The sequence below is a fragment of the Hungatella sp. L36 genome (genome assembly GCF_014288035.1).
On the sequence record NZ_JACOPC010000003.1, the window covers coordinates 106424 to 118358 of the forward strand.

Here is an 11935-nt window from a genome sequence, read left to right on the forward strand (position 1 = left end):
CATGTGACCGGAGGGGCGGTGCCCCGGAGGTCCGCGGCCCGGGGGGAGAGGAAGAAAAAGTTTGTTCCTCTCTTCCTGGCCGCGGGCTTTCTGTTTTTCCGGGAAGTGGCCCGATTTTAAATTGTAAACGGGCTCAATTCATGATATGATAAGTAGTGCTATGAAGGATACACATGTTGAATGCATATGGAGAAAGGCCATTGTTTATGGATAATAAAGACTTTTCAAATTTAGGAGATCAAATCAGGGATTCTGTGCAGGATGCCATAGATTCCATGGATTTTAAACAATTGAACAGAACGATTTCGGACACGGTGAATTTCGCGCTCGATGAGGCCAGAAGCCAGATGCTCAAAGGGATGGACGCAGCCCGAAGGATGGATACCGGCAGCAACGGACGAAAGGGACCGGACAAAGGACAGGGCACAGGGCCGGATACAAACGCAGGCGCTTATGATACGGCTGCAGCTGCGGACGCAGGAAGAGATGCGGGAAGAAACGCAGGAAGAGATGCGGCAGGAAGAGATGCGGGAAGAGACCGCGGCAGCTGGGCGGGATCGGCGGCCGGCAGCGGCCGTACCAGGGAAAGAAGGCGGACAGGCTATGAGAGCCGCCGCTACACCACGGAGAGAACCTCCACACGCGCGGAAAGTCCGGGGTACCGCGCCTTTCAGACCAGCGAGACGGCGGGAGAAGACCAGAGGGCATACCGCGTCAGAAAAATGGCTCCCAGCCCGGTTGCCATAAGACTGAATCAGCCAGGGCGCATTTCCGGGATTCTGTTTACCGTGTTCGGCGGAATCGGGCTGGGCGTGGTTGGAATCCTGTTTCTCGTGACATGGATTCTCGCCCTCGTGGTAAAACCATTTTGGGGGGCTATTCTGGGATCGTCAGGACTTCTTCTGGTGCTGGGCTGTGTCTTCGGCACCATGCTGGGGACCGGCATCTCAACGAGAGGCCGTTTAAAACGGGCCGGACTCTATTTGAAGCAGGCGGGCAGCAGGCTGTTCTGCGATATCGAGGAGCTGGCGCGCAGCATTGGGAAGTCAAGGAGATTCGTTGTCCGTGATTTACAGAAGATGATTGAAAAGGGGATTCTGCCGGAGGCCCATATCGATGAGCAGAAGACCTGTCTGATGTTAAACGAAGAGACGTACAAACAGTATTTAAGCGCCCAGCAGTCCTTAAAACAGAGGGAGAAGGAGATGGCTCTTCTGGCTGAATCGGAAAAGAAGCAGAAGAAGAGTGCAGCGGCTCCCGAAGGAAAGAAAAAGGCAGAGGAAGATGAAAAACAGCTTCCGGAGGGCTTAAGAGAGATGATGGCCCAGGGCCATGAGTATTTAAGAATTCTGCGGGAAGCCAACGATGCGATTCCGGGAGAGGCGATATCCGGGAAGATCTCCAGGCTGGAGAATGTCATTAGAAGAATCTTCGAGACAGTGGAGCGCCAGCCGGACCAGATGGAGGAGATGGAGCGTTTTATGGAGTATTATCTCCCAACCACGGTGAAGCTGGTAACCGCGTACCGCGATTTCGACAGAATTGAGATAGAGGGCGACAATATCGTCTCGGCGAAGCATGAGATTGAGGAGACTTTGGATACGATCAATACGGCGTTTGAGCGCCTTCTGGATGATTTATACCAGGACGCGGCGATTGATATCAGCACTGACGCCTCCGTACTTCAGACGATGCTGAAAAAGGATGGATTCGCAGAAAGCGATTTTAGTAAAAGCGACTTAACAGGAGGGAAGAATCATGAGTAAAGACATCGAAACGATGATAAACGAGGCACCAGTGCTGACCCTGGACCCATTCAGCACATCGGAGCTTCCGGCGGAGAGCAGCCAGGCGGTGCCTGCGGAGCTGAAGGAAGAGAGCTTGACAGAGTCCATTCCCGAGGCAGAGCTGACACCGGAGGAGCGAAAGATGATCGACAGTTTCGCGGCGAGAATTGATCTGACGGATTCCAACCTCGTGCTTCAGTACGGAGCGGGAGCCCAGAAAAAGATCGCTGATTTCTCTGAGGCGGCGCTGGATAACGTTAAGACAAAGGATTTGGGCGAGATCGGCCAGATGTTAAGCAGTGTGGTGACGGAGCTTAAAAGCTTCGAGGCGGAGGACGAGGATAAGGGCTTCTTCGGCTTCTTTAAGAAGAGCTCCAACAAGCTGGAAAGCATGAAGGCAAAGTACAACAAGGCTGAGATCAATGTGAATCAGATCTGCAAGATTCTGGAGAACCATCAGATTCAGCTTTTAAAGGATATTGCGCTGCTGGACAAGATGTACGACTTAAACACGACTTACTTTAAGGAACTGAGCATGTACATTCTGGCGGGCAAGAAGAAACTGAATGAGGTTCGCGGAAGCGAGCTGCCGGCTCTCATGGACAAGGCTCATAAGACCGGCCTTCCGGAGGATGCGCAGGCGGTCAACGATATGGCGTCTCTCTGCAACCGGTTTGAGAAGAAGATCCATGATCTGGAGCTGACCCGTATGATCTCCATTCAGATGGCTCCTCAGATCCGTCTGGTGCAGAATAATGATACACTGATGTCGGAGAAGATCCAGTCGACCATCGTCAATACTATCCCGCTCTGGAAGAGCCAGATGGTTCTGGCTATCGGAATCAATCATTCCGAACAGGCAGCCAGAGCCCAGAGGGAAGTCACCGACATGACGAACGAGCTGCTGAGAAAGAACGCCGAGGTCTTAAAGACGGCTACCATCGAGACGGCCAAGGAGTCGGAACGCGGAATCGTGGATATGGAGACCCTTAAGATTACCAATGAATCCCTGATCACCACGCTGGACGAAGTGGTCCGTATACAGACGGAAGGCCGCCAGAAGAGGAGAGAGGCGGAGACGGAACTGGCCCGTATGGAAGGCGAGTTAAAGCAGAAGCTTCTGCAGCTGAGCAATTAAACTTAACGAAGATTTTTGTTGTAACTCAATTCTGAACGTGCTATAATAGTATAACACTTTACCTCGGCAAATTCCGGGAGGGTGATTCTTATAGTAAAGGAATGATGAAGATGGGGTTAGACCTGTAAAAACCACGTTGTTCATTGTCAAGAAGTATAGCGTGATTTATCGACTCCAAAGCCCTGGATGAAGATAAAAGGGAATGAATCGAATAAAATTTTAAATTTGGAGGAGAAAGACATGTTAAACTATCAGAGATATAAGCGGGTACCAGTAATCAATTATCCGGAGAGACAATGGCCGTACAAAGAGATTGAAAAAGCACCGATCTGGTGCAGCGTTGACTTAAGAGATGGGAACCAGGCGCTCATTGAGCCCATGGTTGTGGAAGAGAAGATTGAGATGTTCAACCTTCTTGTGAAGCTTGGTTTTAAGGAGATTGAGATCGGATTTCCGGCCGCTTCCCAGATTGAGTTTGATTTCTTAAGACAGCTCGTAGAAAGGAAACTGATTCCTGATGATGTGGTAGTCCAGGTTCTGGTTCAGTGCCGTGAGCATCTGATTAAGAGGACATTTGAGGCTATTCAGGGAATTAAGAAGGCGATTGTACATATTTATAACTCCACCTCCACTCTGCAGAGGGATGTGGTATTTCACAAGAGCAAAGAGGAGATCAAGGACATTGCCGTAGAAGGCACAGAGATGGTAAAGAAGTACATGGACGGGTTTGACGGGGAAGTGATCCTCGAATATTCACCGGAAAGCTTTACCGGAACGGAACTTGATTTCGCACTTGATATCTGTACGGCAGTACAGGATACATGGGGAGCGACTCCCGAGAAGAAGATCATTATCAATCTTCCTTCGACCGTGGAGATGACGACTCCTAACGTTTACGCAGATCAGATTGAGTGGATGGACCGTCACTTCAAGAACCGTGACAGCATCATATTAAGTGTTCATCCCCATAACGACCGCGGCACCGGTATCGCGGCCACGGAGCTTGCGCTCCTGGCAGGCGCTGACAGGGTGGAGGGAACTCTGCTCGGCAACGGCGAACGGACCGGCAACGTGGATATTCTGACCGTGGCATATAATATGTTCTCCCAGGGCATCAATCCGGAGTTAAATCTGGAGAATGTCCGCGAGATCGTGGACGTATGTGAGCGGTGCACCAAGATGGAGGTCGAACCGAGACATCCGTACGCAGGAAAGCTCGTCTTTACCGCGTTCTCCGGTTCCCATCAGGATGCCATCAACAAGGGCATGCAGGCCATGCACGAGAGAAACCAGGAGCACTGGGAGGTTCCGTACCTTCCGATCGACCCGGCGGATATCGGCAGACAGTACGAACCAATCGTGCGCATCAACAGCCAGTCCGGCAAGGGCGGCGTGGCGTTCGTCATGGATACATTCTATGGTTTCAGGCTTCCGAAGGGAATGCACAAGGAATTTGCCGATGTCATTCAGGCGATTTCCGAGAAGCAGGGTGAGGTTGCGCCTGAGCAGATCATGGATGAGTTCAAGAGAAACTACAGCGAGCGCAAGGAACCGATCCATTTCCGTAAGTGCCAGATTACAGAGGCCGAGGACGATACCGAGTTCTCAACACTGGCCAAGGTCCGTTATACCGACCACGGTGTGGAGAAGGTCTTTGAAGGCGTCGGAAACGGTCCTATCGATGCGGTACAGAAGGGACTTGAGAAAGAGCTGGGAATTGAAATCCGGGTACTGGATTACAACGAGCACGCACTTACTTCCGGTTCAGGAGCACAGGCGGCTTCCTATATCCACCTGCTGGATGTGAAGACCGGACGCGCCACATACGGCGTGGGCATCAGCTCCAACATCACCAGAGCCTCAATCAGAGGTATCTTTAGTGCGGTGAACCGTCTGTTTTATTAAAAAGGAAGAGATATAGCAGAGGCTGCTGCAGAACGACTGAGTGATCGGTCATTTTGCAGCAGCCTTTTTTGTTTCATAGGAAAGTTTAGCCTATGAAATAAAAACCCTCCGGGAGGATGCGCACTCCGTGCTAAGGGAGTACTCCTGTTACCTTAATTTAACGGATACTCTGTACCGTTGACTGAAATGGACTGTATCTCAGATACCAGGATAATCCGTCCGAATTCACCGGCTATTGCAAGCTTTCCGCTGGGATTCCTCTGCCCGTATGTGGTGGTGACAAGCGGTCCGGTCATAGGATCTTCTCCGATGACAACGCCGCCGCCTCCGGTTATCGTACCGCCTTCGCCGGAGTCGAAGGACATGGGCGTGATCAGGTCTTCCTGTGATCCGTCCTTAAAGGTAAGGCTGATGGAAGGCGTGGGAAGTCCGCCGGAGGCAGCGCCTTCACTTCCGATAACCAGGAAGCCTAAGGGGGAGATCTGGAGCGTTTCAATCGTCAGACTGCTGTCGATGGCCTGATTGATGGTAAGCTCTGCAGCGGCCGCCGAGCCTTTGATATCCGATTCCAGGGTCAGGTTTCCCAGACTTTCGGACAGGGAGACTTTCATATTCCAACCGGTACAGTCGGTCAGGGAATCCAGCTGAATGTGGTAAAAATGCTGGCTTTTCGATGAAAATTCCGTCAGTTCCGTGCAGGTAAAGGTCATGGTTTGTTCCTCCTGCTCAGAACCGGAGACGGGAGGCTGAAGCTCTACCTGGAACAGATTGAAAGGATCTGTTTTTTCGATGTCTTTGTCGGCCTTGCCGGATACGGTCTTCAGCGATACAATGAGGTTGATCTTGTAGCCGTCTGTCAGCATGCTGTCCAGCGCCATTTGCCGGGTGCCGTCCGTGACGGTGATTTCAGGTGTCAGAATATCCTGTCTGGCATTGTCAACCGTGTCTCCGTAGATGGAGCGGAAATACTCGAATCCTCCTGCCATGGCAAACGCAGTCGTTGCAAACAGGCAGAAGACAGCGGCGATCGCCGCAATTTTCCATGTTTTCTTTTTCATATTTACTCTTTTCCCGGCCGGTGCGGCCGTTTTCTGTTCCGGATGCAGCTTTTGAAATACAATATCTTCTATGCGCTGCTCCGAGGGGTGTAAGTCTGTCATATTGGTCACTTCCAGGTCTTCCATATATTGCGGGTTCATCCGGGAACATAAATCACTGATTTTTATCTTTTTATTCATATTGATATCCCCTTTCTTCAAAGATCCCTTTTATCCGTTTGCGGCACCGGTGCAGCTTTGTGCGGATTGTCGACTGGTTCATGGCCAGCCGTCTGCCGATGGCCTCGATGCGCTCACCCAGAAAGTAAAAACGGATAAAGATTTCCCTGTCCGGCTCGCCGAAGGCCTCCACTGCCGAATTGATAATCTGTGTCTGCTCCCGCTTGATGGCCAGTTCATCGGGATTTTCCCCGGCCTGCAATGTGATGATGTCATCGTCAAAGGGCAGGGCAGCTTCTCCGTGCTTTCGCAGTCTGCTGATCGCCGTATTGCGGGCGGCCTGCGCCAGATAGGGGCGCAGCGGCCTGTCCTCCATGAGGCCGGCCGCATGGTTCCAGACGGACAGAAATACGTCGGCGGACAGTTCCTCCACATCCTCCACGCTCAGGCTCCCCTGGGAAATGTTGCAGACAATAGCCGCTACATAGCCGGAATACTGCTTCATTAAGTCCCGGAGGCCGTCCTCCTCCCTGTGCTTTAGCTTTTGGATGATTTCGTAGTCATTCATGATATCCTCCTTTTTATGTATCTCACCTATCAGTACGCAGTCTGTCAGAAAATGTTTCAGTTTATTCAAACTTTTTTATTTTCGCGCAAGGCAGAAACGCAGAGACCGCGGCAGCCTTCCGAGAAAGGTGCCGCGGTCTCCAAATGGGTTTGCTGATCTATAGCGGATAGATGTTCAGCCGTTTTATTTTGCCGTTCTCATCCGTCTCGGATAAGAAGGCGGTAACCGGTACGACGTGATCGTGGTAGGTAATAAAGTACCATACGGTATTATCCCCCACGTATTTGACACTGTGAATGGGAAATGGTCCCCCGTTGAATCCGAATTTGTGGTGGAACATCATCTCCACGGCCATCCTTCCTTCCAGGTGGATGGTGTCCATGCCGGCCTTTATAACGGACGAATCGTGAAGAACACCATACTCATTAAACAGATCGGCCAGTGCCACTTCGTCGCCCTTTTTCATGCATTCAATATACTGCTCTAAGATTGTCATCACTTTTTCCTCCTTATTTAAATCTGCTCTGAACGAAGCAGGGCGTCAATGCCGCCGTCAACGAACAGAATGACTCCGTTGATGCCGCTTGCCAGCGGAGAAGCCAGGAACACAATTCCATTGGCAATCTCCTGGGCGTCCAGGAATTCCCTGCGCCCGTAGCGTGTCGGTATCGGGATTAATAAGGCGGCTTCCATCTGGGCGTCTGTCATACCCGGGGTCATCGGTGTTGTCGTGTTGCCTGGGGCTACAGAGTTGATTCTCAGTCCGTCTACGGCCCAGGAAGGAGAAATCCGGCGGACCCAGCGGGCGAGTGCGTGTTTGGAGGAACTGTAGCAGGACGGTGTCTGATTCCTGGGGATATCGTCCGCCAGTTCCAGAATTCTGTCTTCATCCATGACGTTGGAGAGCATATCAACCCAGTCCATACGCACTGTCATGTTGGTGATGGAGTTGGAGGAGGTGATGACACAGTTGCCGTGTTTCTTCTTAAGTAATGGTCTTAAGCCTTCTGCCAATTGAATGCTGGCAAAGAAGTTCAGGGCAAATATCATCTTGGGCGGCGCGGTCGGACCGACACCTGCATTACAGATCAGAACGTCAATTCCGTCGGGATACTTTTCAAAGACCGCCTCGATGGCACCCTGGCGTCCCTCCTTCGTGGACAGATCGGCCAGGTAGTCTCCGCCCTTATAATCAATGTTAAATACCTCATGGCCCTGGTCCAGTAATGTCTTTCGTACCGCTGCTCCGATTCCGGTTGTTCCGCCGGTAATTACATATGTACTCACTGTTCTTACCTCTCTTTCTCCCATCTGTTTCATGGTGATACCTAAATAATAGTAATTATTATTAACTTATGAAAATAGCATATCATGTCATGAATTGATTGTCAATTAAAATAAATATTTCACAATCTACGGTTAAAAAAAGGACAAATAGGTATTGTTGTTGCACAAAAATGGTGGTAAACTGGGACTATAAAAAATCCTGCATAAGAAAAGCGGGGAAAGAAAGGAGACAGAATATGGCGAGATTTCAGTGTGGTGTGTGCGGATTTGTTTATGATGAGGAAAAAGAAGGGAAACCTTTTGAAGATCTGAAAGAATGTCCGGTGTGCAGGCAGCCGGCCTCCGTGTTTGCCCCGTTAAAGGAAGCAGAGGAGGAAGCTGCATTGACGAAGGAGGAGGCAGTATCCGCGGAATCTGTGGATACCGGTGAAAATCGGCCAAAGGGCCTGGAATACGATCCAAAGTATGCGAGACAGGACAGCACCTGCCGCTATATGAAAGAGATCCATGAGATGGCGGTGAGCGGGAAGACGATTATCGATGCCATGGGCACAAAGATGGCCATGCCAAATTGGGATGATATCCTGATTCTGGGTGCGCAGCTGAATCCGCCGCCTTTGATGGAGCACGATCCGGTGAATATCACCACGGTGATCGGCAAGCGCGCGAAAAAGCCCATGGTGCTGGACGGACCGGTCTACATATCCCATATGTCCTTCGGAGCGATGTCGAAGGAGATGAAGGTGGCGCTGGCAGAGGGAAGCGCCATGGCCAGGACTGCCATGTGCAGCGGTGAGGGCGGAATACTGCCGGAGGAGAAGGCCGCGGCTTACAAGTATATCTTTGAGTACGTACCCAATAAATACAGCGTGACGCCTGAGAATCTCCAGGAGGCGGATGCCATCGAAATCAAGATTGGCCAGGGGACGAAGCCCGGGATGGGCGGCCATCTGCCGGGAGAAAAGGTAACACCCGAGATTGCTGCGATCCGTAATAAGCCGCTGGGCAAGGACGTGATCAGCCCTTCCAAATTTGAAGATATCCGCAGCAAAGAGGATTTGAGGGACCTGGTAACCCAGCTGCGCCTTGCGTCTGACGGACGGCCCATCGGGATCAAGATCGCGGCGGGAAGAATTGAAAAGGATTTGGAGTACTGTGTGTTCGCAGAACCTGATTTTATCACCATAGACGGCAGAGGAGGCGCCACGGGAGCCAGTCCGAAGCTTGTACGGGATTCCACCAGCGTTCCCACGGTCTTCGCCCTGTCGCGGGCGAGAAAGTATTTAGATGAGGCAGGAGCCGACATTGATCTGGTGATCACAGGCGGACTGCGGGTCTCTTCCGATTTTGCAAAGGCCATTGCCATGGGCGCGGATGCCGTGGCGGTAGCGTCTGCGGGCCTGATTGCGGCGGCATGTCAGCAGTACCGGATCTGCGGAAGCGGAAACTGTCCGGTGGGAGCGGCCACGCAGGACCCGGAACTGAGAAAAAGGTTTAATGTCTGTGCCGCGTCTGCACGTGTCGGCAACTTTTTAAAATGCAGCTTTGAGGAACTGAAAACATACGCGCGGATTACCGGTCATGAAGATATCCATGATATGACGGTGGACGATCTGTGCACGATTAACCGGGAGATTTCGGAATTTACGGATATCCGGCATGCGTAAGCCGGAAGACATATGAGATACATAAGATACGGTGACACGATACGGCCGCCGGGGCAGGGAACTGAAAGGACTCTGCTCCGGCGGCCGTTGTTTACATTTCCGGGCAGATATAGTACAATGATGGGCAGATGATTACAGAACAGGAGAACACAAAACATGAAAAAGTATGATTACGTCCTGGTAGGCAGCGGACTCTATTCCGGAGTCTTCGCATATCTGGCGGGAAAAAAGGGCAAGAAGTGTCTGGTGGTGGAAAAGCGGGATCATATCGGCGGCAATATTTACTGTGAGGACGTGGAAGGCATCCATGTTCATCGTTACGGCGCGCACATTTTCCATACCAGCAACCGGGAGGTCTGGAAATTTGTGAATGAACTGGCAGAGTTCAACCGCTATACCAACAGCCCGGTGGCAAATTATAAGGGTGAAATGTACAATATGCCCTTCAATATGAATACCTTCAGCAGGATGTGGGGCGTATCCACTCCGGCGGAGGCGAAAAAGAAGATTGAGGAACAGAAGGCTTCCGTAAAGGGAGAACCGAAGAATCTGGAAGAACAGGCCATCAGTCTGGTGGGCATGGATTTATACCAGAAGCTGATCAAGGGCTATACGGAGAAACAGTGGGGCCGTGACTGCAAGGACTTACCGTCCTTTATCATCAAACGGATTCCGGTGCGTTTTACGTATGACAATAATTATTTTAATGACCTGTTTCAGGGAATTCCGGTAGGCGGCTATAATGTAATTATAGACAAGCTGTTCGAGGGATGCGACATCGAGACGGGAGTGGATTACCTGGAGAATAAGGAGTGGTATGACGGTCTGGGCGAGACAGTCGTCTATACGGGGACCATCGACGCTTACTTCGGATACCGTTACGGAAAGCTGGAGTACAGAAGCCTACGTTTTGAGAGCGAGACGGTGGACACCGATAATTATCAGGGTGTCGCTGTGGTAAACTACACAGACAGGGAGACTCCGTATACGCGGATTATCGAGCATAAGCATTTTGAATTCGGAACCCAGCCTAAATCGGTGATCACCCGGGAGTATCCGGTGACCTGGAGTGAGGGCATGGAACCGTACTATCCGGTCAACGATGAGAAAAATCAGGAGCTGTTCCAGAAATATGCGTCCCTGGCAGATGGCGAAAAGAGCGTGATCTTCGGCGGCCGGCTGGGCGAATACAAGTATTACGATATGGATAAGGTGATTGAATCGGCGATGAAAAAGGCCGGAGAGGTGCTGGGAATATAAATAGAATCGCGGCGGAATGATACAGAACGTGATACAAATTCAGAGTGGAGGCCGCAGGAAACTGCCGCCTCCATTTTAAAGAGTTTTGGTAAGATAATACCGTTTTCCCGTGAGTGGATATTCTTCCAGCGCAAATACTTCACGATAACCGTGTTTTTTATAAAAATCCGGCGCCTGGAAGCTGAACGTATCCAGAAAGGCGTTTTTGCAGCCCCTTTTCCTGGCTTCTATTTCTGCTTCCTCCAGAATCCGGCTGCCGATATGCCGGCCTCTCAAGGATTCCTCCACCCATAAAAACTTAACCATAAGCCAGTTGCCATGGGTCTCTCCAATCAGCCCCGCCAGTTTCCTGCCCTGCTCATCTTCCAGATAGATGCCCAGTTCCTTTGGATTTCTGTCCTCGATTCTGGCCAGATTATATTCCAGCAGTCCCTGAAAGATTTCCGATCTGTCCTTTTCTTCTATCTTTTCTGTTATTTTAAAATTCATTCTAATCCCCTTTTCTGATGTATGCTCCGCCTTCTGTGAGGCGGAATGGAAGTGCGGTGTGGGAGGCGCCCTTACAGTATAGGGGAAAGCCGGGCGGAGTGCAATGGTCTTTCTAAAGAATTCATGACATTTCCAGATGTCTATGGTAAACTGTATATATCAGCGAAAGTGGAGGTGAGGCCATGTCTGAGAAAGCTGATTTCGTTGAGAAACGGGAACGGACGGCAGTGGCACCGCCATCTTAAGAACCGGCCTATAAGAAAGGAACATTGCATGCAGCCGCGATACCAATTGAGTACTCAGCAGTAAGGGGGAAAACGATGAAAAGAAATAAAAACTGTTTCATAATTTTTTACACGGTTGTAAACATAGCTCCAGTTGTATTAACGATTCTTACAGATATGATGCTCAGAGCATACAAACGGTATGCTTTTCCCGCTATGCCTTTCTATTACCTGTATATTTTTACTCCAATCGTAATTTCAATCCTGTCTTTTATAAAGATAAAAATGCAAAGCAGAATGCCGGTTAAGCTTAGCAGACTTCTTAATATCATAGTAATTATATTTTTTGTTATTGCGGTAAAGCTTTTTTATCATACGCTTGGATTCATGCAT

At 50.4% G+C, this 11935-nt stretch carries 10 protein-coding genes; 5 read left to right on the forward strand and 5 right to left on the reverse strand.

All coding sequences use genetic code 11. The annotated features are described in order from the left end of the window. The first annotated feature begins 275 nt into the window (after window positions 1-275). From H8S80_RS09280 to leuA, 3 genes are all read left to right on the forward strand, one after another. A complete protein-coding gene (locus H8S80_RS09280; RefSeq protein ID WP_243010375.1) occupies window positions 276-1766 on the forward strand; it encodes a 5-bromo-4-chloroindolyl phosphate hydrolysis family protein in 1491 nt (496 codons plus the stop codon). Next, the gene (locus tag H8S80_RS09285; protein ID WP_002604819.1) at window positions 1759-2925 is read left to right on the forward strand and encodes a toxic anion resistance protein; all 1167 of its coding nucleotides are present in this window, start codon (window positions 1759-1761) and stop codon (window positions 2923-2925) included. The genes H8S80_RS09280 and H8S80_RS09285 overlap by 8 nt, the downstream gene beginning before the upstream one ends. A 240-nt stretch (window positions 2926-3165) precedes the next feature. Beyond that, complete coding sequence (gene leuA, locus H8S80_RS09290; protein WP_002604818.1) at window positions 3166-4830, forward strand: 2-isopropylmalate synthase; 1665 nt, start codon at window positions 3166-3168, stop codon at window positions 4828-4830. Window positions 4831-4982: 152 nt separating this feature from the next. Here leuA and H8S80_RS09295 read toward each other — a convergent pair whose 3' ends face one another. The 4 genes from H8S80_RS09295 to H8S80_RS09310 all read right to left on the reverse strand — a co-directional run bounded on the left by H8S80_RS09295 (window position 4983) and on the right by H8S80_RS09310 (window position 7902). Then, window positions 4983-6068 (reverse strand): DUF4179 domain-containing protein, encoded by a 1086-nt coding sequence (locus H8S80_RS09295; protein ID WP_117630629.1) that lies wholly within the window; start codon window positions 6066-6068, stop codon window positions 4983-4985. Then, window positions 6061-6615, reverse strand: coding sequence for an RNA polymerase sigma factor (locus H8S80_RS09300; RefSeq protein WP_117630630.1), 555 nt, complete (start codon window positions 6613-6615; stop codon window positions 6061-6063). The genes H8S80_RS09295 and H8S80_RS09300 overlap by 8 nt, the downstream gene beginning before the upstream one ends. Window positions 6616-6772: 157 nt before the next feature. Then, window positions 6773-7111 (reverse strand): hypothetical protein, encoded by a 339-nt coding sequence (locus H8S80_RS09305; RefSeq protein ID WP_002604815.1) that lies wholly within the window; start codon window positions 7109-7111, stop codon window positions 6773-6775. A gap of 17 nt (window positions 7112-7128) precedes the next feature. Next, window positions 7129-7902: an SDR family oxidoreductase gene (locus H8S80_RS09310; protein WP_117630791.1), complete on the reverse strand. Its 774-nt coding sequence runs from the start codon at window positions 7900-7902 to the stop codon at window positions 7129-7131. A 236-nt stretch (window positions 7903-8138) separates the two neighbouring features. Between H8S80_RS09310 and H8S80_RS09315 the strand changes: the two genes are divergently transcribed. Further along, entirely contained in the window at window positions 8139-9569 is a 1431-nt protein-coding gene (locus tag H8S80_RS09315) for a glutamate synthase-related protein (protein ID WP_025529500.1), read from the forward strand. A gap of 156 nt (window positions 9570-9725) precedes the next feature. After that, complete coding sequence (gene glf / locus H8S80_RS09320) at window positions 9726-10829, forward strand: UDP-galactopyranose mutase (protein WP_117630631.1); 1104 nt, start codon at window positions 9726-9728, stop codon at window positions 10827-10829. A 75-nt stretch (window positions 10830-10904) separates the two neighbouring features. Here glf and H8S80_RS09325 read toward each other — a convergent pair whose 3' ends face one another. Continuing rightward, window positions 10905-11318 (reverse strand): GNAT family N-acetyltransferase, encoded by a 414-nt coding sequence (locus H8S80_RS09325; RefSeq protein ID WP_117630632.1) that lies wholly within the window; start codon window positions 11316-11318, stop codon window positions 10905-10907. Window positions 11319-11935 lie beyond the last annotated feature (617 nt).

Bases quoted from the DNA above. Each gene is read 5' to 3' on its own strand.
- H8S80_RS09280 (WP_243010375.1), top strand. From the start codon at position 276: ATGGATTTTAAACAATTGAACAGAACGATTTCGGACACGGTGAATTTC.
- H8S80_RS09285 (WP_002604819.1), top strand. From the start codon at position 1,759: ATGAGTAAAGACATCGAAACGATGATAAACGAGGCACCAGTGCTGACC.
- leuA (WP_002604818.1), top strand. From the start codon at position 3,166: ATGTTAAACTATCAGAGATATAAGCGGGTACCAGTAATCAATTATCCG.
- H8S80_RS09295 (WP_117630629.1), bottom strand. From the start codon at position 6,068: ATGAATAAAAAGATAAAAATCAGTGATTTATGTTCCCGGATGAACCCG.
- H8S80_RS09300 (WP_117630630.1), bottom strand. From the start codon at position 6,615: ATGAATGACTACGAAATCATCCAAAAGCTAAAGCACAGGGAGGAGGAC.
- H8S80_RS09305 (WP_002604815.1), bottom strand. From the start codon at position 7,111: ATGACAATCTTAGAGCAGTATATTGAATGCATGAAAAAGGGCGACGAA.
- H8S80_RS09315 (WP_025529500.1), top strand. From the start codon at position 8,139: ATGGCGAGATTTCAGTGTGGTGTGTGCGGATTTGTTTATGATGAGGAA.
- glf (WP_117630631.1), top strand. From the start codon at position 9,726: ATGAAAAAGTATGATTACGTCCTGGTAGGCAGCGGACTCTATTCCGGA.
- H8S80_RS09325 (WP_117630632.1), bottom strand. From the start codon at position 11,318: ATGAATTTTAAAATAACAGAAAAGATAGAAGAAAAGGACAGATCGGAA.